Origin of the sequence: Kriegella aquimaris, assembly GCF_900103215.1 — a bacterium.
In the GTDB taxonomy this organism is placed as follows: Bacteria; Bacteroidota; Bacteroidia; order Flavobacteriales; family Flavobacteriaceae; genus Kriegella; species Kriegella aquimaris.
The window spans coordinates 200,264-225,794 of the sequence record NZ_FNGV01000008.1 but is presented as its reverse complement, the minus strand read 5'-3'; the positions used below and the strand labels follow the sequence as shown (position 1 = coordinate 225,794).

Annotated in this window: 16 protein-coding genes; 11 read left to right on the top strand and 5 right to left on the bottom strand. The window is 40.4% G+C overall.

Annotation, left to right across the window (positions count from 1 at the left end; all coding sequences use genetic code 11):
• Window positions 1-408: 408 nt before the first annotated feature.
• Window positions 409-978: an RNA polymerase sigma-70 factor gene (locus BLS33_RS16190; RefSeq protein WP_089891751.1), complete on the top strand. Its 570-nt coding sequence runs from the start codon at window positions 409-411 to the stop codon at window positions 976-978.
• A 291-nt stretch (window positions 979-1,269) separates the two neighbouring features.
• Here BLS33_RS16190 and BLS33_RS16185 read toward each other — a convergent pair whose 3' ends face one another.
• Window positions 1,270-4,323 carry a DNA polymerase III subunit alpha gene (locus BLS33_RS16185; RefSeq protein ID WP_089891748.1) on the bottom strand — a complete coding sequence of 1,018 codons (3,054 nt, stop codon included), beginning with the start codon at window positions 4,321-4,323 and terminating at the stop codon, window positions 1,270-1,272.
• 59 nt (window positions 4,324-4,382) lie between these two features.
• Window positions 4,383-5,597, bottom strand: coding sequence for a DNA polymerase IV (dinB, locus tag BLS33_RS16180; RefSeq protein WP_089891746.1), 1,215 nt, complete (start codon window positions 5,595-5,597; stop codon window positions 4,383-4,385).
• A gap of 200 nt (window positions 5,598-5,797) precedes the next feature.
• On the opposite strand from dinB, the gene BLS33_RS16175 reads away from it, so the two are divergent.
• Entirely contained in the window at window positions 5,798-7,708 is a 1,911-nt protein-coding gene (locus tag BLS33_RS16175; RefSeq protein WP_089891743.1) for a PA14 domain-containing protein, read from the top strand.
• 24 nt (window positions 7,709-7,732) lie between these two features.
• On the opposite strand, the gene BLS33_RS16170 is transcribed toward BLS33_RS16175, so the two are convergent.
• Window positions 7,733-10,036 carry a T9SS type B sorting domain-containing protein gene (locus BLS33_RS16170; protein WP_143017632.1) on the bottom strand — a complete coding sequence of 768 codons (2,304 nt, stop codon included), beginning with the start codon at window positions 10,034-10,036 and terminating at the stop codon, window positions 7,733-7,735.
• A 444-nt stretch (window positions 10,037-10,480) separates the two neighbouring features.
• On the opposite strand from BLS33_RS16170, the gene BLS33_RS16165 reads away from it, so the two are divergent.
• On the top strand, window positions 10,481-11,239 hold the full coding sequence (locus BLS33_RS16165; protein ID WP_176801412.1) for a hypothetical protein: 759 nt from the start codon (window positions 10,481-10,483) through the stop codon (window positions 11,237-11,239).
• A 146-nt stretch (window positions 11,240-11,385) separates the two neighbouring features.
• Window positions 11,386-12,408, top strand: a complete 1,023-nt coding sequence (locus tag BLS33_RS16160; protein WP_089891731.1) for a LacI family DNA-binding transcriptional regulator — start codon at window positions 11,386-11,388, stop codon at window positions 12,406-12,408.
• 34 nt (window positions 12,409-12,442) lie between these two features.
• On the opposite strand, the gene BLS33_RS16155 is transcribed toward BLS33_RS16160, so the two are convergent.
• Window positions 12,443-14,317: a DUF5060 domain-containing protein gene (locus tag BLS33_RS16155; RefSeq protein ID WP_089891729.1), complete on the bottom strand. Its 1,875-nt coding sequence runs from the start codon at window positions 14,315-14,317 to the stop codon at window positions 12,443-12,445.
• Between the two features lie 44 nt (window positions 14,318-14,361).
• Window positions 14,362-15,468, bottom strand: a complete 1,107-nt coding sequence (locus tag BLS33_RS16150; protein ID WP_089891727.1) for a hypothetical protein — start codon at window positions 15,466-15,468, stop codon at window positions 14,362-14,364.
• A 601-nt stretch (window positions 15,469-16,069) separates the two neighbouring features.
• On the opposite strand from BLS33_RS16150, the gene BLS33_RS16145 reads away from it, so the two are divergent.
• From BLS33_RS16145 to BLS33_RS16115, 7 genes are all read left to right on the top strand, one after another.
• On the top strand, window positions 16,070-17,149 hold the full coding sequence (locus BLS33_RS16145; RefSeq protein WP_089891723.1) for an isocitrate/isopropylmalate dehydrogenase family protein: 1,080 nt from the start codon (window positions 16,070-16,072) through the stop codon (window positions 17,147-17,149).
• Window positions 17,150-17,154: 5 nt separating this feature from the next.
• A complete protein-coding gene (locus BLS33_RS16140; protein WP_089891720.1) occupies window positions 17,155-17,796 on the top strand; it encodes a cyclase family protein in 642 nt (213 codons plus the stop codon).
• A 5-nt stretch (window positions 17,797-17,801) separates the two neighbouring features.
• Window positions 17,802-19,187, top strand: coding sequence for a four-carbon acid sugar kinase family protein (locus BLS33_RS16135; RefSeq protein WP_089891717.1), 1,386 nt, complete (start codon window positions 17,802-17,804; stop codon window positions 19,185-19,187).
• Window positions 19,188-19,194: 7 nt separating this feature from the next.
• Complete coding sequence (locus BLS33_RS16130; protein ID WP_089891714.1) at window positions 19,195-20,463, top strand: MFS transporter; 1,269 nt, start codon at window positions 19,195-19,197, stop codon at window positions 20,461-20,463.
• A gap of 10 nt (window positions 20,464-20,473) precedes the next feature.
• Complete coding sequence (locus tag BLS33_RS16125; RefSeq protein ID WP_143017630.1) at window positions 20,474-21,502, top strand: Gfo/Idh/MocA family protein; 1,029 nt, start codon at window positions 20,474-20,476, stop codon at window positions 21,500-21,502.
• A gap of 224 nt (window positions 21,503-21,726) precedes the next feature.
• Window positions 21,727-22,830 carry an acyltransferase family protein gene (locus tag BLS33_RS16120; RefSeq protein ID WP_245731497.1) on the top strand — a complete coding sequence of 368 codons (1,104 nt, stop codon included), beginning with the start codon at window positions 21,727-21,729 and terminating at the stop codon, window positions 22,828-22,830.
• Window positions 22,831-22,988: 158 nt separating this feature from the next.
• Window positions 22,989-25,343 (top strand): alpha-L-fucosidase, encoded by a 2,355-nt coding sequence (locus BLS33_RS16115; RefSeq protein WP_089891709.1) that lies wholly within the window; start codon window positions 22,989-22,991, stop codon window positions 25,341-25,343.
• Window positions 25,344-25,531: the final 188 nt, after the last annotated feature.

The window sequence follows — 25,531 nt, the reverse complement described above, 5'->3', positions numbered from 1 at the left end:
ATAATTTTAGTTATGATGCATAAAAATTGATATACCCTTAAAAAAATTATAACTTTTTTTATTTATTCACTATTTAGCCTTCTTTTTTCTACTGTTTTCGCTTTTTATATTTCCGACATCTTAAAAAAGAGGATTCTCTTAAGACTGCCCTAGTTACTGAATTTGAATTCTTGGACTACCAATGTTCCTATAAAAAAGATGTACATTCGAATTTGCTTTTTAGATGCCGAAATGCCGTTTCATATTTTTTGTCAATCGAATATGTTATACCGCTTGGGACGATATATTATGTTTAGCGCAGGTGCTATTTACTAAAAAAATTATAGTATACTTAAACTTATTGTTACTTTTCACTATTAACTGAAGCGCTGAATTGAAAATAATATCAAATAAAATTGTTGTATAATAATGGATGAAGAAGGTATATGGGCACGTATACAGCAAAGCGATAGCCATGCGCTAAAAATACTTTTTGACCAACAGTATAGGCCTTTGTGTGTTTATGCTTTACAATTCGCCCAATGTCTTCCAGATGCAGAAGATATTGTTCAAGGCGTTTTTATTAAATTATGGACCAAGCGCGAGGAACTTGATATAAAAACCTCTATAAAAGCATACTTATACAAATCTGTGTTCAATGCCTGTATGCAAAATGTGCGTAGAGATAAAAAAACAGAGGGTACGTTGGATTTTATAAAACACAAAGTACTTCAAGAACAAACACAGGAAGACGATTCGGAGCTGTTGGAAAAAATAGAAAAGATCAAGATTTTGGTAGATAGCTTACCCGACCGATGTAAAGAGATTCTATTACTGAGTAAAAAGGAAGGCTATAAAAACAAAGAAATTGCCGATAAGTTGGGAATTTCAATAAAAACTGTTGAATCACAAATGCGAATCGCCTTCAAAAAAATTCGAAAAGGATTTGGAAAAAACAATGATGAAATTGTGCTCATGATATGTGTTTATAATCTTTAAAAGATGTAAAAGCTTGTTAAATTCTTAATGTTTTTTCAAGACTGCATTGAAATCTCTTTGCTCTTTTTGTCTTCTTTTTCTGCATAGCTTCGTTAACTCAAAAATTATTGAAGGCAGTTGTTGGATATCATTTGAGATTCTCATAACAAGTTTGCCTTGCTACACCACAAATTTGCCCACCTTCACATCAAAAAGTTTTAAAACAAGTGAGTCAATGGTATGTTTGTCATGTAATTAATACGAAGTAAAATTTTTCATTTTCATATAGTGTTCTCGTAAAAGAGCTTGGTCTTAGTTGATTGGGCTCTTTTTAGTTTCCCCCTTTTGTGATTGCGCTTTAACTGCATTCTTCTTTTCTTGGAATACCTTAGTGCTCGTTTTCATATCGGCGTACCGGGGGTCCTGTATATAATCTTGCTTTTCCATTTTTATGACTTCGATACTTAAAAAATCGAACTCGCTTACAACTTTTCCGTAAAAACGATAAATTCCCTTGCCCCTAAAGCGATACTGGGCCGCTACAGGTGGAAAAAGCACCGTATCGAACACCTCGCCCTGTTGATCTACCAGGGTGGCAAAGTGCATTTGTTTTCCCGAATGGGTTTTGGTATTTTTTACTGTCACCAGATAGCCATAAATATCGATGTGCCGATTTAGATAACGTTTTAAATCTTTGCTTCCCGATTTATTTTTAGGCGGCTTGACCAAGAGTTCAAACGGACTGCACAGACAGAAACCTAATAACTCCCACTGGGTAAAAGCCATTTCGAGATCAGTAGTATGCAGGGTAGGAATTTTAAAATCTTGATGTTTGGGAGGAAACAATTTCGGATGGTCTATTTTCACGCTCTTGTTCAAAAACATATGGGCATTCCATAACAACTCATGTTTGTTTACTCCCGTAAATCGAAAGGCATCTATCCGTATTAAAATACTCAATTGTTCTATTGATATAATGATGCGATCCAGAAAATCTTCTAAAGAGGCAAACGCCCCATGACACAACCGTTCTTTCAAGATACGTTCCATCACACGACCTTCCAAATCACGTAGGTACATAAACCCCAAATACAATTGTTTACCATAAATACGGTTGACAGCCAAACTTTTATTGATACAGGGCGCATGCACGGTAGCCCCTAACATTCGGGCTTCGTGCACATAAAACTCTGAACTATAAAATCCGCCACCATTATTGAGCACCGCCACCATATATTCCAAAGGATAATACGCCCTTAAAAACAAACTCTGATAACTTTCGACGGCATAAGATGCCGAATGTCCCTTGGCAAAGGCATACCCCGCAAAACTGGCGATTTGTTCCCACACTTCGAAAATAATACGGTCTTCTTCTCCCTTTTTTCGACAGTTTTCAATAAACTTCTCCTTTACTTCTTGAAACTCGTCACGTGAGCGGAACTTACCACTCATACCCCTACGCAAGACATCGGCCTCCCCTAAGGTAAGGTCGGCAAAATGGTGGGCGACTTTGATAACATCTTCTTGATAGACCATGACCCCATAAGTGTCACGCATGATATCGAGCATTACGGGATGTGCTTTTTCTTCAGCCCTACCCTCGTTTCTATGGCGCAATATATACTCGCGCATCATACCGCTTTTGGCAACACCGGGCCTGATGATAGAACTTGCCGCCACCAATCCCAAGTAATTGTCTACCTCCAATTTTTTGAGCAGCATTCTCATGGCGGGCGACTCCACGTAAAAACAGCCCATACACTGGGCAGTTTTTATGAGATTATTGATTTTGGGGTCTTTTTTAAATGCAATGATGTTATGAATATCGACTTTCGAAAATTCATCGGGACGATCACGTTCTAGTATTTCCATCGTTTCCTTAATCTTGGCCAGCCCCCGTTGCGCCAAAATATCGAATTTAAACAAGCCTACATCTTCGGCAATGACCATATCAAACTGTACGGTCGCGAACCCTTTGGGCGGTAGATGAGTGGCCGAAAACCAATGCAAAGGCTTCTCACTGATCAGAATACCCCCAGCGTGTATACTCAAGTAATTGGGCATACCTTGAATCAAGCGACCATACTTTATAACCAATCGCGAAACATCATCAAGATCTTCAAATCGATACCTACCTTCCGATAAAAAGTCGATTTCGCTTTTGGGCAAACCAAATACCTTGCCCAATTCGCGCACCACACCTTTATCTTTAAACGTAACGTAGGTGCCAAGTAAAGCAACGTTCGGAAATGTATCAAATATGTATTGCGTAATCTCCTCACGGTCTTTCCACGAAAAATCGATATCAAAATCTGGTGGATTGGCCCTATACAGGTTAATGAACCGCTCAAAGTACAAATCAAGTTCCATGGGATCTACGTCGGTAATTCGTAATAGATAAGCCACAACACTATTGGCTCCACTACCGCGCCCTACATAGAAAAATTTTTGTTCGCGGGCATAGGAAACAATATTCCAATTGATAAGAAAATACGAGACAAAACCCATAGTCTTGATAAGCTCCAATTCTTTTTTCAAGCGTTCCATAACGGCATCGCCACCATCAGGATATCGATAGGGAAGCCCTTCTTGGCATAATCGCTCTAACATCACCTCGTCTTCCTCCTTTGTTGCATTATACGTTTTTAGGTTCTGGGGCTTTCGTCCGGCAGAAAAGTCAAATTGAATACTACAAGAGTTTAGTAGTCGTTCCGTATTCTCCAAAATAAAAGTGTACTCCGAAAAGGCCATCGCCAAGTTTTGAATGGGAAACATTTTTTCCTCCTCATCGGCTTCCTCGGTCTTGCAAAGCTTGCTCAACAAGGTATTGCTTTCAATTGCCCGTAGCAGTCGATGGGCATTAAAATCACGTTTATTGCGAAATGTAACGGGTTGCTGCACTACCAGTTTGTCATTTAGCGCCAACAACCTGGAGAAAGGCAAACGCCTCAGGTCGGCAATGGAAACACCGATAAACTCGTGTTCAGCAAACGATTTTTTATCGGTCAATACCACTTTTTCAAAAGGATAAACAACATACGCATGTTTGAAAAGTGGAGCTATCGAAGGCAGGTCCTTTTGCTGATGGAGGTGTTCAGACAAAAAATCATTCAACTCTTGATACCCTTCGTTGTTTTTGGCAATACCCACATAACATTGATCGGCGCCATTTCTGAAATCGACACCAAGTATAGGTTTTATTGCATATTCGGGAGCCTTGCGAACAAAATTAAGTGCGGCCGAAGTATTGTTGATATCGGTCAACACCAATTGGGTCACCTGATTGTCTTGCGCCAATTGCAACAGTTCCACCTCTGAAAAGGTGCCGTAGCGCAAACTATAATATGTGTGACAGTTGAGATACAATTGATTGTTCGTTGATGTTTGTCAGTCGAATATCATGAATTACCAACTGACAACTTATTTTACTGTTTTCGATGTGCCAAGACAATAGGTGGCTGACCATTGAACGGGTTGTGCATTCTACCAATGGTTCTTGCTCCCATGGCCGAAGCACGTATAACACTTTTATCGCCATAACGTTTTCTGATATAATCCATAGCATGGTACAGGTTCAATATTTCTTCGGTATCGTCGAATAAATTGATCTGGTAATTGCCCGATACCAAATGACTGAACCGAATACCCACCAAACGGACCAACAAACGTCTGTTATAAAGCGTCTTAAACAGTTCTAAAATCTTAGGAATCAAAATATGGTCGGCACTGGTATAGGGGATTCGTAACTGTTTGGAATAGGTGTTAAAATCGGAATACCTAATTTTCACGGTGATACAGGCCGTCAGTTTTTCGCCGCGCCGTAATTGATAGGCCAAATTTTCTGTCATAGCAATGAGGATACCGTTTAACATCACCACATCAATGGTATCTTTATCGAACGTGCGCTCGGTAGAAATCGATTTTCGCTCGCAAAAGGGAATTACAGGGGTATTATCGACCCCATTGGCCCGTTTCCAAATAACGGTACCGTTCTTGCCCAATACACGCTGCATTACATCTACCGGCATTTCTTGTATGGTACGTATCTGTCGCAGACCGAGGTTACGTAAAGTTTGATAGGTCTTATCGCCTACCATAGGTATTTTTTTTATGGATAGCGGAGCCAGAAAAGGTTTTTCAAATCCGTAGTCGATTTTCAATTGATTGTTGGGTTTGGCCTCATTGGTAGCTACTTTGGAAACTACTTTATTGACCGATAAACCAAAAGAAATTGGTAATCCTGTTTCCTTAATAATCCGTTGTCGCAGTTCCGATGCATATTTATAAGAACCGAAAAAGCGATCCATTCCGGTAAGATCTGCATAAAATTCATCGATACTCGATTTCTCGAATAACGGTACATGTTCTTTGATAATCTCGGTCACATCATCAGAGTGTTTGCTATACGTACCTGCATTGCCTTTGATTGCTATGGCTTCTGGGCAGAGCTCTTTAGCCATTTTCATAGGCATGCCAGAATGTACCCCAAACCCCCGCGTTTCATAACTGCAGGCCGCAACAACACCGCGATCACTAAGCCCCCCTACAAGTAAAGGCTTATTTTTCAATGCTGTATTAATAAGCCGCTCTACGGAAACAAAAAAAGTGTCCAAATCTAAATGTAATATTGTCTTGTTCATTGCATACCAAAATGGTATGCTAATTTATGGAATATTTCCTATTATTTGGAATATTTCCAAATATAATGATGTTAAAAAACAATCTGTATTGGTTCAAAAAAAGAATTAAAATTATGATAACTTTAAAAAAGCCATAATTTAACACCCAGTTAAGAGCCGCTCAAGTGAAACAAAATATTTTTACCGCTTAAATAATCGCCATGTCAAACTTTACAAAAGTCATTCTCTTCCTTTTTATTCTTGCATTCCATATCGATACAACTCATGCTCAAACCGAAAACAAAGCCTTTTCCCACACCGTAAAAACGGAAAAAAAGCCTTGGACCAGCAAACCTTTTTATAATAACCCTGAAAATTTTCAGTTTGCCATCGTAAGCGACAGAACAGGCGGCCATCGCGAGGGAGTTTTCGGCGATGCGCTTCATAAAATAAACAAACTATATCCTGAGTTTGTCATGAGTGTTGGCGACCTTATCGAAGGGTATACTAAAGATGATTCGCTCATCGATGAACAATGGGCCGAATTCGACAGTATTTTAGATCCGCTCTCTACCCGGTTCTTTTATGTAGCTGGTAACCATGACTATTCCAATGCCGAAATGGGCGTTCAATGGAAAGAACGCTACGGAAAAGATTACTACCATTTTATCTATAAAGATGTACTTTTTTTGATACTCAACACAAATGATGGTGACGGCGTTCTATTGGGCGACGATCAAATTACATTTTTAAAGAAGACCATTTCAGAAAATACTGATGTGCGGTGGACCATGATATACATGCACCACCCTTTATGGGCCTTTGGAGACATGAACGGATTCGACGAAATCGAGGCTTCTATGGCAGACCGAAAATATACCGTTTTTGCCGGACACACCCATCGTTATATGCACCATGTCAAGAATGATCAAAATCATTATGTTTTAGGTACTACCGGTGGCGGCAGTAAACTAAGGGGACCAAAATTCGGTGAATTCGATCATGTCGGATGGGTAACCATGACCGATGAAGGCCCCAAGTTGGTCAACCTAAGCCTCTCTGGTATTATCGACCAAGATGTAAGCAACCCAGCAACCCAAATAATGGCAAAAGCCTTGATCGATGCTACCAATTTTAAAACATTGGTGCTTAGCAAGGATGAAAAACGAAAAATTTTGATGACGTTGAATAATGCCTCGGAGGATACCATTCATTTTAGAGGCCAATTATTCCATCACCACCAAATTCAACCAGACATCTCTAAATTTCAGTTAAGTCTACCGCCCCAAAGCCAACAACAACTAGTTATCGCAACAAAACCAATCGGAGATTCAGAAACTTCGGAATGGGACCCTCTAGAAATGCAATGGGAAATGGGATATGACAGTGCGTTTATGGCACCTGAATTTAACCTTCACGGTACGGAAACCATAGAATTAACCCCTTCAACTGTCGGAATCGAAATGACGAAAGAGGATATTTTCATCAAAGAAATTCAGGTAGAAGCTTCGCATCCATACCAAAATATTCAAGCAAGATATACAACCAACGGGGGAAATCCAGAAATGGGATCCAGCATTCTTCCTGAAAAACTGACACTTAACAATAGCACGGATATCAAAATTATGCTTACCGATAATGAGGGATATCGCAGCGCCACCTTTGATAAAAAATATGAAAAAATAAAACCAAGTGCTGCGGTAAAACCGAAACGACCCAAAAGAGGACTGTCGTATACGTATTACGAGGGCAACTTTACCTCGGTACCCAATTTCGCAACGCTTTCATCTCCAAAAAAATCGGGAGTGGCAACAGAACTAGATCCTGATAAAATAGGAGAACGATTAGACCATTACGCCATTCAATACAAAGGCTATATCGAAGTGCCCGAAACAGGTATTTATACCTTTTATCTCAAATCAGACGACGGTAGTAAGCTGTACATCGACGATGAATTGGTCGTTGACAATGACGGTTCTCATAACACGAGCACCAAAAAGGGACTAAAAGCCTTAAAAAAAGGTATGCATACGGTACGAATCGATTATTTTGAGGACTTTTTAGGTGAAGTGCTTCAATTGGAATATGCTGGTATGGGAGTGGAAAAATCGCCAGCATCTTTTTGGCATTGATTTAACCAATAAAGAGGATAAAGGTCATCGTTTTAACGTAAAATGACCCTTAAAAACAGAACCGTCTTCATTTACGAATCGAAACCAATAATCAGAAGATGGCATCGACAGGCCTTGGTAGGAACCATCCCAACCTAACTCAAGCGGCGATATCTGTTGCAACAGCTTTCCGTAACGATCGTAAATAAAAACAATGGATTTGGGAAAATGTTCCGCTCCCAAGATATTCCAATAATCGTTGGCCCCATCATTGTTCGGTGTAAAGAATTTTGGATATCCCAAAGCGACTACCTCTTTCGACAAGGTTCGGCATTGGCCCAAATCACGAACATACACGGAATGTTTACCAGGTAACACATCAAAGGAATTACGCTCTTGAAAATATAGCCCATCAATGGAATATTGAAAATCACCATCACCCGCTACATCAACAGTTATGATCAATTGGTCTGCGAAATTATTTACGCTGGCTGTAAGGTCTTCCGGAACGTAAGCGGGATTCACTTGAAAATAAACGGTTTTATCACAACTTTTACCTTCCAGTTCATTGGCCACCGTTAAATTATAATCTCCTATTTCAGTCACTTGAAAAAAGCGGGTCGTGGCTACTATGACATCCTGCTGGTTCATCCATACCCAACTATCAAAATCACCCCCATCAAGCGTCAAATCCGGATTATCTGGACATACCACATAGGTAGCTTCCAAATTGGGTTCCGGTAAAGACAAGAGTTTCAGCGACACTTGTGATAGGGCATAGCAATCTCCCGCAGCTCGTGATTGCACTCTTGCATAAACAGTTTCCTGTAAACCCTTGTTTTGATATTCCGTTTTTAAAAGAGCATTTTGCCCATTAGCGGCATCCATTTCATCAGCAAAATAAGATACCTGATATGCCAATGGGCTTTGATCAGCCAAAATATAGGCATCTATCTGCGAAAGATCAAATAAGGCAGTTCCGTTTGAATTCAAATCACATTGCACTAAAATAGCGTCTTGTGCTTCGGGGATTTCATAAATAGTTACTTGTCTGGTTTCAATTTTAATCCGCGTGCCGATGGTCACGGTAACGCTTACGGTATAATCACCAGGGGCTTCATAGGTGTGCGAGGGGCTCGGCACTAAAGAGGTGTGCCCATCACCGAAATCCCATTCCGTAAAATCGATAGGTTCGGTGGCCATGACCGAAAACTCGGTAGCATCACCAAAACAAAACTTTTCGGCCTGAATACCCAATTGGAACAAAGAAGTTATAAAAGGTGGCAAGCCGTGCGTACTGACCCCTGACCCCAGGTCAATAAAATTTCCTTTAAAAGAACTTGACAACCCCAATTGCTCTGGTCGCTCTATTACGGAAAGCGACTGAAAGCTGGCGACATAGATTTTACCATCTAACGCCATCTGTAATCCACCCGCCATTTTTCCGGGCACATTCAAAGGTGTTTTTGAGTTGACAATATCGACCGCCTTCAAATCGAACTGGTAGATATCATCATTTAAAATAGATACATAAAGCACATTGCCATAGGGTGAAAATTCAACGCCATAAAAATCACTGCTTTGGGATTGCATTAAAACCAAAGGGTTCGAAACTTTTCCCGTGGCCGTATCAAAATCTAAAATTTCAGCACCGACAAAAGCATGGCTAACGGCCAACTTTGTTCCGTCAGGCGAGGTCTTCAAATACCCTCTACTTTTAAAAACGTCGTTTCCTTCCGTAACAAAATCCAAACTAAAACCGACATTGCTGACAACCGGGGTCGGGTTAACACCGGCCGCAGTAATTAAATAAGCCAAGTAAGCATCGTTTCCCCAGTCGTGCGCGATGACCCATACATCTTTACCGTTCTTATGCTGAACTGCCGTGAGTTTCTCGGCAACGGGATTACGCAATTCAATATTTTTTCTGATAACCCCACCCATTCCGAGATTTTCATTCATATCTACTTCGGAGTAATGCAACCCCCCCTGTACTTGAAAATAGGAAGTGAAAATATAATAGCGATTCGTACTTCCGGGTGCTGGAATGATGATACCTGATTGGGTACTTGAAGAATGCCCCATTAATTCGGTGCCGTTTGGCATAATGTCGTGATTGCGGTTCCAGACCGTACGACCGTCAGTATAAAACAAAAGATTGCCTTCGGCATCGGCGAAAGTAGCACATCCTTCTACGGTGTTCAAAGCGCCATCTTCCAATACCACTGGAGACCCAGAATTAAAGTCGAGTCCGGCATTCTTTCCAAAATACCAGATAGCCGCTTCTTTTTGGGCCGTAGCCAATTGAAAGCACCATAGAACCAAAAAGGTTGTGAAAATCCTTTTCAAAATTTAAGTAGGTTAAGTTTTTTAGTAGAGGTTATGTTGATTTGGAATTCATTTAAGCCCCTCTTTTTTAACGGATAAAAATCCGACTAAGTACATCTTTTACAATTCAAATGAAAAGAAGTTGTGAAAGGTGAAATTATCGTATCGTACACAGCAAATAATGGTTATGAAGTGCTTATCAGAAAAACAATTTATTCTTCTCCTCGGCCTATTTTAAGCCATCTTTAAAGCACAAAAAGCATTATTTAATCAAAAAAAGATATTGTTAGCCAACATTTACATCAATTATGTGTTAATTAGATAATGATTATGATTGAAATCGGGGAAACCAAACATAGACTTAACTATAATATGTGCACTAGAAATAGAAATTTTCTGTTACTCTGTTTCTTTGTGTGCCAATTCATTTGTAGTCATACCCCTTATACTTCCAATACCACCGGAGTGGTTTATCAAACTATAGAAAAATCGGCTATTGAAATTTTACATCCTAACAAGAGTACGGTTTGGACCATTTCCGAACCTGCAAGCATAGCATGGAAAACCTCGAACATTGATTCAAAAAAATCAATACGCTTTTTTCTGGCTCGAGATGACATGGTTGTGCAAGAATTAGGAACTTTTAAAAATACGTTTACTGCCGACGGTATAAATCTGGCCAAGAATATTAGTTCTGGAGACACCTACCAAGTAGTGGGTATTGAACTTTTTCCTGACAATAAATACCAAGTGGCCAAATTTGCCACACCTTATTTTTCGATACGAAACGAAGAGGGCGACGCCCGAAGAAATGCTTCAAAATACGGCAATGGCCAACAAAATATAGCGGAAATAGCAGAACCTCCCCACCGGCAATCGTTTGAAGGCCGAAAGATTTCATATACAAAAGAGCTTGTTTTTGAAGATGAGAAAATAAGTATTGATATATGGGATCATGGGAGGCAAGACAATGATATCGTTTCTATATATCTAAACGGAGAGACCATTATTTCAAAGCATCTTTTGACCTATCGAAAAAAACACATCACCATTAGATTAGACCCAAGCAAATCAAATGACTTGTTTCTTTATGCACATAATTTAGGTAAAGTTCCACCGAACACGGTGTCCATTAAAATTACCGATGGTAAAACCACAGAAGATATCGTATTAAATTCCGATTTAAAAAGTTGCGAAGCTGTTTTAATCAAAATTAAAAAATAACATAAAGCAAGTTTGTCAAAAACCTTTTTTTGACCAAAAATCGATACGGGCGGCTCGATGAATATGCTGAAGAAGGCCATGTTCAATGAATCCTCAAAATACAAACATAAATTTGGGTTATATTTGTTTCAATCATTTCGAGCAACTTGGATAAAAAACAAACCACTTTAAAGGACATCGCGGCTGAACTAGACGTTTCTATTTCTACCGTTTCAAGAGCTTTACAAGGCAACCCCCGCATTAGCGCCCGAACACGGGAAAGGGTGCTCGACTTGGCACAGAAATACAATTATTTCCAAACAAAACATATCAATCCTTTTGCGCCAAAAAAAATCAATGCCGTAGGCGTCATAGTACCGGGGATTAAATACCATTTGTATGCGATGGCCATCTCGGGTATCGAGAAAGTCTTGGAAATGCACCAAATGCAGATCATCATTTGTCAATCAAATGAATCATACGACCGAGAAAAGATTTTGGTCAAAGAATTGTTGGATATTGGTGTGTCGGGGCTGATTGTTTCCCTAGCTGGTGAAACTAAAGAATTCGACCATTTTTTGGAAGTGAAGAAAAGAAAGGTACCCTTAGTTTTTTTCAATCGTTTATGTGATGAGGTCGAATCTGACAAAGTGATAATTGATAATTTTAAAGCTGCCTATGATGCCACTCAGCATTTGATTGCCGTTGGTTGCAAGCGCATTGCCTATATTGGCGGCCCAAAAATTCTACAAATTAGTACCACGCGTCTTTTAGGTTACAAAAAAGCATTGGTAGATGCTAATATTCCTGTTGAAGAAAAATTCATCGAATACTCCGATTTCACGAGAGAAGGTAATCTTAGTACTGCAAGAAAATTACTGTATTCCCCAGAACATCCCGATGGCATTTTGGCCTTTAGTGACCAAGTTGCCATTGGTGTTATGCTTGCAGCGAAGGAGCGAGGACTCAAAATGCCCGAAGACCTTGCCATCATTGGCATCAATAACGAACCTGTCGACGAACTTTTAGAACCTACATTAACCAGTATAGACCAGCCGAGTTATGAAATGGGCATCGAATCTGCAAAACTTGTTATTGATCGGATTGCAAATTATGACAAAGAAATATCAAGAAAAGTCTTAAAATCGAATTTGATAATCCGAAAATCGACCAACAAGAACAAGTCTTAAAAACACGTTCTTGCGGGCAGACCTTTTTTCGAATCTATTTTTGAAGTCTTACTAATACCACCCAATCTTTTTCTCTTTCTTTAGGAGGATAGCCCAAATCGACACGTCCTTCGGCTTTCACATCTTTAATGGAACCTTCCATAAGGTCTCCCCCATTTCTTGGATCATACCATTTGACCGAAAACGAATTTCCCGAATCACCCATGTTCAATGTAGTCGTTTCGGTACCGGGATGAAGATAAACCGCATATACCTCACCAAGCTGTGAAAAACAATAGGATACCTTATCACCCAACAAATCGTCGGAAGGGCTCATTTTCCAGAACGGAAGATACTTTTCAAAAAACACCTTGGCATGATTATTCTGATTCCAGAAAAGATCTCTACTCCGATAATCTTGACAAGTCAAATCTGAATGGGGACTCGCATACCCAAAATACCATTCTACACCATAGCCTCCGGCTATAAGCGTTCCCCAAAGCGCATTTCCGCGAGCATCATCGTGCTCGCTGTCTTCTTCATCTGGCAAAAGTGCTACCTTCGCTTTGCCAGGTTCGTCAACCGCAATAGCCCATTTTTTACCTGTCGCATCCGATTTTTCCCTCCATTTCAAAACCCTAGGGTGCACATCCTTAAAATCTTCCTCGCTTAATTGCAATGAAGCTCCAGTCAATGCTGATTGATCACCTATCAACTCAGCATATCGGTAGTCTTGATCAGGGAAGGTGTGAATCACTCTATGCGAATTATAGGGGTCAAGTTTTGCAACATAATCCGTCACTTTTATCACTTCTTGTATTGGCTGATTGTTTTCTTCGCCAATATTCCAATTCATGGCCAAATGATGACCGAAACGCGCAATGAGTTCGCGGTAGTACAATTTCCCTTCGACCCCAAAAACTCCATTATCCATTAAATGATCGGTCTCGGTCTCATGGGTCTTAAAGTGTAGAAACATTCCCTTTCTATCGCCATAATCAAAAATACGCTCCCATTGTTCCAATTTAGAAACATCTAAACGTGTTTTATGAAACATGGTCTGCCAAGCCTCCTTATTCTTTTTATCATTCGCATAGGTAGTATAGGCCTCTTCGGATACCTTTAGCCGATACGGAAAAACGTTACGATCATCACCATCTACGTTGAACGTCAGAAAGGAAAATACATTCAGCCCTTCGGAAGCCAGATAATTGATGGCTCCAAACAAATTTTTTCCTTTTTCGCCTTGCCATAACAGATCACTGGCATCTTCATCAAAATCTTTTCGATGGGGCTCCCAAGTTTTTAGTAAGCCAAGGGCATTGGTGGTAGCGTCGAAATCGTCAAAAGCCAAAATATTTTCAGGAGCATCAACGCCAACCTTTATGAAATAGTTACCCGAATCCTTGAACTTAAGATAATGGTCATTAACATATTCCAATTTACCCTTCGATCTATTGTCAATTCCCGTTTTATCAGATTCCCCAACAGTAAAATTACCGGTTACGCCATCCATAAAATTGGCACTGGGCGCGTCGTTAGCTCCATCTGCAACGGCAATATTACTGGCCTTTTTAAAAGATACTTCAAAATTCCAAACACCAGTAGTATTAGGTGCAAATCGTACCATCCACTTATTGCCTTTCTCACTTTCCGTTTCTGCGGCATTACCATCCGCAGCATAAAACCCGGGAACTACAAAAGTTTGATCATCATTGGTAAATGTAACATCTAGTCGATAATCTAAAAAAGGATTTATACTATCCAATTCACTTGCGGAAGGACCATTGAATACCAATTCTATTTTATGCCATTTTTTTAGTTCACCCTGAACCGCATAATCGGGTTCGGAGGTACAGGAACAAAACAGGGCTACTATAAAAAGCAATGTACTCGGAAAGGAAAATGTTTTAAGAAAATAGTATTTCATGTTTTGGCTTTTTGATGTTCTCGATTATTGATAGGAGTTTTTGCCTAGTGTGGACCTCCGGTAATTTCTTCAAGCTTGTTGAAAAAAGCTTTTTTTCGAGGAGAACTTATTCCCCAATTAATGGGCACGGACTGATAACCATCATCAAAGCCTTCGTCTTTCATCCTAAAATCAAAATAACCCCATGAGGCATACGCTTTTACTGCCTCGACAAAATTGTTAGATGGTTTATCAAAATCAAAATGATCATCTTCATTAAAAACTATCGGCATGGGACGGTATGATGGCAGTGCGCGTACTTGTGCGACCAACTCCGTAATTCGGGCCGGATCACCAACCCCATTACCGTGTATCAATACATAATCGGATACTTCTACTACTTTATCCGGTGGAAGGGTATTTCCGTTAAAGCTTGTGGACACTAAAAGATTGGGAGCGTTTTTCTTTACTCTTAGAATGAGTTCGTGAATTCTATCTTGACCAATTATAGCGTGTTGATATGCCTTATTGTTACTTTCATTGGCTACTTCCAAAATTATGTTGGTATAGCCCTTCTTCTTTATCCATGCAACGGCATTGTCTACTGCCGCAATAACTGCTTGTTCATCTTTTAGCCGTTCATCTTGCCCAAAATAGAAGAGGCTTAAGTTCACTATCATGCCTAGTTCATCTGCTTTTTCAATGACGCGTGCCATTCTTTTTGCAAAAGCTGGACGCAAACTACCATCGGATTCGTAGGCATTGTTTTCCCAAGGTTGTACTCTTGAGTATCCTTCGGGACTACCCCCTTGAAAATTAATATTAAAGGCCAATAACCCTTTGGCATACCATTCGCCCATAGCAGCTATGAATTCAGCCGTATTACGATCGGCATCCCATGTTTTGGTATCAGGGTACTTCCAACGGTCCACAGTTTCCGGATTCAAGTCATCAAAAACCCCTTGAACCATTCGAGAATTCATCAATAGACCCTCGATTTTATGTCCTTGCCAAGTGCGCCCCTTATAGGTGAGCTCCCCATTGATCAAAAATTTATCGTTCACTATGGTTACTACGGTTTTTCCTGCTTTTTTTTCGGGTGGAGGTTCATTTCCAAATGAAATTGAACAGCCAAATACGATAAGTAGCGATAATAGAATGTGTTTTTTCATGAAGTTTTTAAGTTGGAGTTATTGCCTCTTTATCTTAACAAAGTACCTGTTTCAGATAAACTACCGAAACGGCACATCAATACACAGAATTACAATAATGCAATTAATTGCACAATATGTCTTTTTATATTTAATTATCATTGTGATGCCATATTTAAAGCAATACTATTAAATAAAAATTAATAAAGCAATCAATATCTTAATAATAAAGAGCAACTATTTGCGCAACTACAGCGCCATTTACTGAAACAATCACTGTGCACAAACCAAAATGCCCGTTCAAAGGATTAGAAAAATAATTGAGAATATCTGAGCCCCTCTATGTAAAATCTTATAGCAAGAGGCAATCAACTCAACTTCATTACAAACACCATAAACCTACGCTAAAAAAAAGATTACAACCTACAGCCTCAAAAAGCCAACAAACAAAATTTTGCGCAATTTTTTGTCAATAGGCACTTCCGAAATAAGCAGTAAAATTATACTTCAGTCCGATTATTTATATATATTTGCTCCATAACCAAGCTTATCATCAACGAAAAAATAGACTTGTGCAAAAATGCGCAAATAAAAAGATCAATATAATTTACAGGAAGTTAAAATGGGAAAAACGTACAAAATCGCTGTAGTCAATGGTGATGGAATAGGAACCGAAATTGTTCCTGCAGGAGTTTCCGTGCTAGATGCAGTGGCGGAAAAATATGGATTTAACCTTGATAAAGAAGAATTCCCTTTTGGAGCTGGGTATTTTAGGAAACATGGGAAGTTCATGTCTGACGATGCCTTGGACATTCTAAAAAAATTTGATGCCATTTTTTTTGGAGCAGTAGGTTTGCCAGAGGTAGACGATACTTTACCCGCAAAAGATTATACCTTTCGGGTAAGGACCTCTTTTGAGCAATATGTTAATTACAGACCTGTAAAATTATTTCCAGGTGTAGAGAGTCCGCTTCGCTATAAAACTGAAAAAGACATAGACTTTGTGGTTGTTCGTGAAAACAATGAAGGGGAGTTCGTACAGAGCGGAAAAATAATGCATGGAGACAAGCCGGGAGGTATGGCCATGGATACCAGTATCTTTACCAGGTTTGGTATTGAGCGCATCGCACATTATTCTTTTAAACTGGCCCGTAAACGAAATAATAAAGTTACCAATGTAACTAAATCCAATACACTTATTAATAGCTTGGCCTACTGGGACAGAGTGATTGCAGAGGTGGCAAAAGAGTACCCAGATGTGGAATATACTAAAATGTATATCGATAATGCCTCGGCAAGTTTTGTATTGCGTCCGGAAATTTTTGATGTGATCTTAACAACAAATCTTTTTGGCGATATTTTGTCGGATCTTGGTGGAGCCATCATGGGCAGTTTAGGTTTGGGCGGCAGTGGAAACATCAACCCTGAAAAAGATTTCCCATCAATGTTCGAGCCCATTCACGGATCGGCTCCTGATATTGCTGGACAAAATATAGCAAATCCTATTGGACAAATTTGGTCTGCAGCCATTATGTTAGAACATTTGGGCGAAACGGAAGCAGCTAAAAACATTATGGACGGTATCGAAGCGACAACGGCAAAAGGCAACTTGACGAAAGATCTTCGTGGTACCGCTTCTACATCAGAAGTCGCCCAAAGCGTGGTAGAATTTATTAAGACAACAAAACTATCAACCGTCTAATTGCGATGATAGACCAAAAAGTCATTGATCTTACCTTGCCCATTAATGGGAATAGCAGCGGCGTATTTATTGAACCAGCCAAAACTTTGGCCAAAGATGGTTGGAACGCTACTACCTTGCATCTATATTCACATAGCGGTACTCATATGGATGCACCACTTCATTTTGAGGTAAACGACAAGACCATTGACCAAACTCCTGTACATCGGTTCATATCAGAGGCGTGGGTGGTCGATTTGACCGATATTAGCCCCAAAGAGTCTATCACAGTTGGCCATTTACACAGCATAGCAGCATCGATTGAAAAAGGACAAAGCATTATACTCCATACCGGGTGGAGCAAAAAATTGGGTACCGATGAATATCGAAATGCCCTCCCGAGAATAAGTCCCGAATTGGCCCATTGGCTAGGACTAAAAGGTGTAAACATTCTAGGAGTTGAACCGCCTTCTGTTGCCGATGTCAATAATTTGGAAGAGGTTACTCAAATCCACACCATTTTAATGAAAAATGATGTTATAATCGTGGAAGGCCTTACCAATCTCGATGCGCTTTCAAAAAGTAAAATCACCCTTATAGCAATGCCTTTAAAGGTGGAAAATGGCGATGGCGCACCGGCACGGGTCATCGCATTGGAAAAACAATAAAATTTATGCTGCGCACAACTCTTTTACAATCAATTGAAGAAGGGAATCGACTACTTGGCCGTGAAGCCGAAATACGTGCAGAACTAGCAAAAAATCAAAAATCGATAGTCATTTTAGATGATGACCCTACCGGCACACAAACGGTTTACGATGTTCCGGTAATTACAGAATGGACGGAAGAAATATTAGAAAAAGAACTCCTTTCAAGTCCTGTATTTTTTATCTTGACAAATTCCAGAAGTCTTCACGCTGAGGCTGCTGATACATTAGGCCAACTAATAGGCACACGGCTGCATAAACTAGCGGCCAAACATCAAAAAAAGCTTATTGTAATTAGCCGAAGTGACTCTACTTTAAGGGGTCATTACCCCAACGAGGTCAATGCCCTTGCAACAGGATTACATTTACGAAATGCGAAACACCTACTGATTCCCGCTTTTTTTGAAGGCGGTCGCTACACCCACAATGATATACATTATGTAAAAGAGGGTGATAAATTTATACCCGCTGCGGAAACACCTTTTGCCAAAGACAACACCTTCGGATACGAGTCTTCCAATTTAAGGGAATGGATTATTGAAAAATCGGAAGGGAAGGTAACGCCTGATCACATCGCCAGTGTCTCGGTTCAAATGCTGAGACAGCAAGCACCAGAAGCAATAAAGACCATACTAGAACAACCTAATACTACCCATATTGTGGTCAATGCCACATCTTATAATGATTTACAGGTCATAGCGCTGGTCATTCTCCAAAATACGGGTTCGTTCATTTTTAGAACTGCTGCGTCTTTCATAAATGCGATATCGGGAATCGCCTTACGCTCTTGTTTGAGCAAAAATCAAATCTTAGGAAAGCCTACTCAAAACGGAGCGCTTGTCATAGTCGGCTCCTACGTTCCAAAAACGACTGCCCAGTTGGAACATGTTAAAAAAAATTGTAATGCTGTTTTCCTAGAATTGGAAGTGTCCAATGTTCTAAATCCTATTCTTTTTAGCAAAGAACTGGCATCGTTGGTAAGCCAAATAGACCGACATATAGCCACGGGAGAAGATGTAGTGCTATTTACCAGCAGAACCGTAGTTAAAGGTAGCACCAAAAACGAAAGTCTTGAAATTGTCAATCGCGTTTCCGACGCACTTATTGCTATCATAAAACAAATTGAGAACAGACCCAAATACCTTGTAGCGAAAGGAGGCATCACTTCTAGCGATGTAGCTACCAAAGGACTAGGGGTTCGGCGTGCAACCATTCTTGGCCAAGTACTCAAAGGCGTACCCGTTTGGAAATTAGGTAAAGAAGCAAAATTTCCGGGGTTGCCCTATATCGTCTTTCCAGGAAATGTTGGTGATAATAACGCACTCCTAGAATTGATCACACTTTTGAAATGAAACCAACATGAAAACACAAAAACACTTTCCCAAGCGCTATTTTATGGTAATGGGCACCTTTCTTTTGGCTTTGTTACTCTATGTAGATCGTGTTTGTATTTCGGTCGCCAAAGAACCTATTTCAGGTGCTTTAGACCTCAGCGATAAACAAATGGGATGGGTTTTGGCCGCCTTTTCATTGGGTTACGCACTTTTTCAAACCCCTGCCGGCATGTTGTCGGATTCCTTAGGCCCTCGCAAGGTACTCTCGGCGATAGTGGCCATTTGGTCAGGATTTACCGCTTTAACGGGAGCGGCATGGAATTTCAGTTCACTTCTAGTCGTTCGATTTCTTTTCGGCGCAGGAGAAGCAGGTGCATTTCCGGGCATGTCACGTGCCATTTACAGTTGGATTCCTTTACAGGAGAGAGGCATCGTTACCGGTATCAATTTTTCCGGATCCCGCCTAGGTGCTGCATTCGCCCTTCCCGTGGTCGCCTGGATGATTGATGATTTCGGATGGCGTATTTCATTTGTAATTCTCGGTGGTATCGGTGTACTTTGGGCAGTTGTTTGGTTTCTGCTTTTTAGGGACAAACCGGAAGACCATCCAGGCATTTCAAAACAAGAAAAAGAATTTATTCTCTCGACAAGACAGCAACAAAACACCCAAGCGGAAATCAAAAAAATAAGCTTGGGACATTTATTAAAATCAAAGAATATATGGCTGGCCATGGGGCAATATTTTTGTAGCAACTTTACCTTTTTCTTTGCACTTACCTGGCTCTTTCCGCACGTGAAAAGTGAGTATGGCCTAAACACATTAGAAGCTGGTTTTTACACCGCAATACCTTTAGTTTTTGGAGCTTTCGGAAATTGGACATCTGGGGCACTCAGTGATCGCATCTACAAAAAAGGGAATTGGGACAAATCTCGAATTCTTCCAGCGTCTATCGGATTCTTTCTAGCAGCTTTAGGGTTAATCGGAAGCATTTATATGGACAGTGCCGTGGGAGCTATTGCATTTTTAAGCATTGCCATTTTCGGAGCCGACATGACATTGCCCCCATCATGGGCCTTCTGTGTCGATATCGGCAAAGAACATTCGGGAGCCGTATCAGGCACCATGAATATGGCAGGAAACATCGGAGCGTTTTTGACCGCATTGGCTTTTCCTTACCTACAGGCCTGGACGGAATCTACAACCCCATTCTTCGTAGTTGGCGCGATATTGAATATTATTGCAATTGCATTATGGTACCATATGAAACCACAACAACATTTTTCGACCTATTAAAATCAACCGCATGGTGAAACTAAAAGGAGTTTGCATTGGAGCAGGTTATTTTAGCCAATTTCATTTTGAGGCATGGCAACGCTTAGAAAATGTTGACATTGTAGGTGTTTGCGACTCGACCACAGAACACACTCAAACGGTTATAGAGAAATACGGATTCAAAAATGCCTATAGCGACGTAGAAAAAATGTTTCTGAACGAACGACCCGATTTCGTTGATATCATTACACCGCCCGAGACACATTTAGAACTTTGCCAGCTTGCCATAAAGCATAACATCCATATCATCTGTCAAAAACCACTGGCTCCCACACTGGCCGAGTCAACGGAAATTGCAAAACTTGTCGAGACATCTGCAGTGAGAATGATGGTACACGAAAATTTTAGATTCCAGCCGTGGCATCGCGAATTAAAAAAACTCTTAGATAGAAATACGATAGGGCAAAAATTACATACGATCAACTTACGAATGCGCATGGGCGATGGTTGGCAGACCGATGCTTACATGAACCGGCAACCGTATTTCAGAGAAATGGAACGATTGCTCATCTATGAGACCGGCGTTCATTTCATAGATGTATTTCAATATTTAATGGGCGACATTATTACAGTTTACGCCAAACTAAGAACCTTGAACGCCAACATAAAAGGTGAAGATTTTGCTTGGGTGCATTTTGACTTCGCCAGTCAAGCTTTAGGATTTTTAGATGCCAATCGATACAACGAAAATACAACCGAAGACCCCAGGCTAACTTTCGGAGCAGTATTAATTGAAGGTAATGAAGGAAGTTTGCGCCTCTATGATGATGGAAAAATTACAGTTCATCCCTTGGGAGAACCGGAGAGACTGCATAAATACACTTTTCAGAACCAAAACTTCTCCGGGGACTGTGTTTTTAATACCCAATCCCATTTTATTAAGAACCTTATTTCGGGAAATCCATTTGAAACCGAAGTCTCAAGCTATCTTCAAAATTTAAAAGTTCTTGAAAAAATTTATGAATCCAACGAAAAAGGGATTCCGCTTTCCGTCGAGTAATACTGATCAACTTCCAAATACATCCATAAAAGAAAGAGTTGGCCAACATGGCTTCTCTAAAACCTATTACTATTTCAGGATAAACTTACGATTACACCACGATTAAGGTCAACATACCCTCATATATGAAGCCGATGATTTACAAAGTGGGCATAATACCTTCAATTTGTTTGTAAAAATAACAGGAGCGCTTAACTTAGATGCCAAATAAAGACCAACGCACTATGAAAAGATTCAAAGCTCTCGATGTTTTCCGGGGATTGACCATTTGCCTCATGATCATTGTTAATACAACCGGAGACTGGGACTTTACCTTTGCACCATTGCTACATGCGAACTGGCATGGGTTCACCCCAACTGATTTGGTTTTTCCTTCTTTTCTTTTTGCGGTCGGAAACGCCTTTGCTTTTGTAAAAACCCGATGGGCAGATAAACCGCTGTCCGAAGTTTTTCAAAAAATCATAAAGCGAACCCTGATTATCTTCTTTCTAGGTTACCTCATGTATTGGTTTCCCTTTGTATCATGGACGGATTCGGGAGACCTGACGATGGTTCCATTTAGTGAAACAAGAATTTTAGGGGTATTGCAGCGAATAGCGATTTGCTATTTTATCGGGGCCGTTATGATCTATTTTCTAACGAACCGTCAGCTTATTATTGCCTCGGGTGTTATTTTACTCGGCTACTGGGGATTGCTCAGCGCCTTCGGCGACTACACTTTAGAAGGAAACTTGGTACGAACGGTTGACAGATTTCTTTTGGGAGACAGTCATCTTTATGGAGGAGATGGAATTCCATTTGACCCCGAAGGCCTTTTGAGTACCCTACCCGCGATCTGCAATGTGATCGGCGGTTATCTGGTTGGTAAATTTGTTATTCAAGGCGGAATCAATTACGAAAAATTATCCAAAATGCTCATGGTGGGTGCTGGTTTGCTCGTACTTGCCTATCTATGGAATATGAGTTTCCCGGTAAACAAAAAGTTATGGACAAGCTCTTTCGTAATTCTTACCACAGGACTTGATATCATCGTATTATCGATACTTATCTACTCCATAGAATTCGTCAAAAAACCAGTGAACTATTATTTTTTCGAGGTTTTCGGAAAGAACTCCCTGTTCATCTATCTCTTATCTGAATACCTTGCCATTACTATGCTTTTTATTCGTGTAGACGGAAATCAAAGCTTGTATAGCTACATCTATGAAAAAGGTTTTAGTTGGATTGGCCCGTACTATGGGGCATTCGCTTTTGCCCTAGTTTTCATGCTACTTTGCTGGGCTATCGGCCTTTGGTTGGATAAAAAGAGAATCTATATAAAAGTTTAGAAATACGCTTTGGCCAGCTTCATTGGAAAATTCTTAAATGTTTGAGGCGTTAGGGCCCTCAATGGAGCAAAAATTCCATCATTATTAGCCAAAAGTCGCGTAGTCCGATTTAGATTTTAGCTTTAGATTTACAATGTTGCCTGAAACAATGTTGTACTATGAAGACAAAATTTTTATTATCCTGCTGTATATTCTTATTCTCCCTAGGTTCCGTTTTACATGCCCAAGAAGCCTTTGAGAATCCGATAGTCAAACAAGGCAGGCTAGGTTCCCCGCTAGTAGAAACCTCCCCATTTGTTTTTAAAGACAAGTTGTACCTGCTGGAAAACCATCAGCGTTTTTGGGATTTACCTAATACCAAGCCGGGAGATTATTTTCATGAAGATGAGATTCGCATTCGTGATGTTGCTTCCGATAAAATAGCGTCGGTTCCTTTAAAGAACCACGGCTTCGGTACTGTACTGACCTATAATGACCGCGTTTATGTTTTTGCAGGCAGCTATGGAGAAAACAAGCCATGGCGCAAGATGACGGAAATCAGTATGACCAGTTCTGCCGATTTAAAAACATGGACCGAACCGCAAACCGTACTAAAGGCATCAAAAGACGAATTCTTCTTCAACACAGCCGTTTGCAGGGGAAAAGATAGCTTTATCTTACTTTATGAAACCAATGACAAAAGTTGGAAACCTTTTACATTGCGGTATGAGAAGTCAGATGATTTGATAAACTGGGAGGCCATACCCGACGCCATCTACGGTCGTGATAAATATGTAGGGGGGCCAGCATTATATTATGAAGATAATTGGTATTATACACTTTATCTAGAGGACCTTGAAAATGGGTATGAAACCCGTATCACCAGATCTAAAGACCTTGTTCATTGGCAAGATGCTCCGGCAGATAGACCTTTTGTCACCTTTGACCCAAGCCATAAGAACATTCCCTTAAGACCCTCCGAAGTTTCGGAAAGTAACGCTTCCGATGTAGAGCTCTGTTATTTTAATGGGCAGACCATTCTATATTTTACGGGAAGTGACCAAAAAATTGGTGGCGATCTACAATGGGCAACTTTTGATGGAACACCATCGCAATTGTTCCAACATTTTTTCAAGGATACGAAAGCATCTACAGAAGTCACTCCAGAGCATGAGGGCGATTGGGCACCAGTACTTATCGCGGCAGATAACCAAGATGATGCTATCCGGCCCCAATCAGTTACTACAAAAAATATTAGTGACAAACCTTCGGCTCAACAACTAGCGTATCAAGAACGTCAATTGGGAGCCTTTATTCACTTCGGTCCGGCAACCTATACCGCTTCGGATTTTATGACCGTGCCTCCTGTGGACATTTTCAACCCCACACAACTTGATGCCGAACAATGGGTCAAAACTGCCAAGTCGTTTGGCGCCGAACACATTGTCTTAACTGCCAAGCACCACAATGGATATTGCTTATGGCCCACAGAAACAACCGATTATTCGGTTAAAAACTCCCCTTGGAAAGATGGTAATGGCGATGTGGTGGCCGAATTTGTCAAAGCCTGTCGAAAATATGACATGAAAATTGGGTTATACATTTCCGGTGGCGATAAAAATTTTGGCTGTACGAGTACCCCCGATCCACAAGGAGAGCGAAAATTGGTAGGTGATATCAATGGTTATTTCCCCATATTTCTAGAACAACTAAGAGAACTTTTGACCAACTACGGCCAGGTTTCATACGTTTGGTTCGATGGAGCATATGACCCTTTCGGTTGGGACGTAATGGTGGCCGAAACTCTTAAACCATTGGGAACAGCTTATGGAGATGCCATTCGATCCATGGTGCGAAATTTACAACCGAACGCAGTAGTGATGGGAGGCACCAAACCCGACATTCGATGGTCGGGCAGTGAGCAAGGCTGGGCCGCCTACCCTTTATGGAACATTGTAAAACCCGGCGAAGGACTCAAACATTGGATTGGGCCGCAAAATGCTGGCTGGGTTCCTGCCGAGGCCAACTTGCACACACGAAGCACTTGGTTTTGGGCGCCAAATTCAGACAATACCCTTCGAGACCTTGATTATCTCAAGACCGCCTATACTGAATCGGTTGGCAGGGGCGCAAACCTTCTCATAAACATGACCCCCGACACCAGTGGCCTAATACCAAAAGTGGAGGTAGAAAGGCTATCGGACTTCGGTAAAATTTTAAAAAATACTTTTGACACTCCCTTAGGTAGTGTAACACCCACAACGGGAAAACCGATGAAGGAAGTATCAATAACTCTATCCAAGAAGCAAAAGATCAGCCTTTTAGTCATCGAAGAAGCTATCAAATATGGTCAGCACATTACGAATTATACAGTAGAAGCCTTGATTAAAAATAAGTGGGTTCCAATAGCTGAAGGTCAAAGCATAGGAAGAAAGAGAATTCAAAATTTCGACCCTATTAAGACTAATAAAATCAGGCTTAAGATACACGGTGAATCGAGCCAATTATATATTAAAAGTTTTGAGGTCTTTTAATCCGAGGGCAAAACTATTGAAGTTATTTTCTTTAGGTACCTTTCTAAAAACTACCATCTCTGAACTATTAAAACACCAACTGTCATTAAAGTGGCAAAGCAAGTTGAATTAACTAACATCATATTTTTTTAAGGTAAATCTGCCTTAACAATCTCGATTGTGCCGAATACATTTGACTTCTACAAACA

Excerpts from the sequence above, each read along its gene's own strand:
- dinB (WP_089891746.1), bottom strand. The coding sequence starts at position 5,597 with ATGAACAAGACAATATTACATTTAGATTTGGACACTTTTTTTGTTTCC.
- BLS33_RS16155 (WP_089891729.1), bottom strand. The coding sequence starts at position 14,317 with ATGAAATACTATTTTCTTAAAACATTTTCCTTTCCGAGTACATTGCTT.
- BLS33_RS16175 (WP_089891743.1), top strand. The coding sequence starts at position 5,798 with ATGTCAAACTTTACAAAAGTCATTCTCTTCCTTTTTATTCTTGCATTC.
- BLS33_RS16120 (WP_245731497.1), top strand. The coding sequence starts at position 21,727 with ATGAAAAGATTCAAAGCTCTCGATGTTTTCCGGGGATTGACCATTTGC.
- BLS33_RS16190 (WP_089891751.1), top strand. The coding sequence starts at position 409 with ATGGATGAAGAAGGTATATGGGCACGTATACAGCAAAGCGATAGCCAT.
- BLS33_RS16115 (WP_089891709.1), top strand. The coding sequence starts at position 22,989 with ATGAAGACAAAATTTTTATTATCCTGCTGTATATTCTTATTCTCCCTA.
- BLS33_RS16150 (WP_089891727.1), bottom strand. The coding sequence starts at position 15,468 with ATGAAAAAACACATTCTATTATCGCTACTTATCGTATTTGGCTGTTCA.
- BLS33_RS16135 (WP_089891717.1), top strand. The coding sequence starts at position 17,802 with ATGCTGCGCACAACTCTTTTACAATCAATTGAAGAAGGGAATCGACTA.
- BLS33_RS16140 (WP_089891720.1), top strand. The coding sequence starts at position 17,155 with ATGATAGACCAAAAAGTCATTGATCTTACCTTGCCCATTAATGGGAAT.
- BLS33_RS16125 (WP_143017630.1), top strand. The coding sequence starts at position 20,474 with ATGGTGAAACTAAAAGGAGTTTGCATTGGAGCAGGTTATTTTAGCCAA.
- BLS33_RS16145 (WP_089891723.1), top strand. The coding sequence starts at position 16,070 with ATGGGAAAAACGTACAAAATCGCTGTAGTCAATGGTGATGGAATAGGA.
- BLS33_RS16130 (WP_089891714.1), top strand. The coding sequence starts at position 19,195 with ATGAAAACACAAAAACACTTTCCCAAGCGCTATTTTATGGTAATGGGC.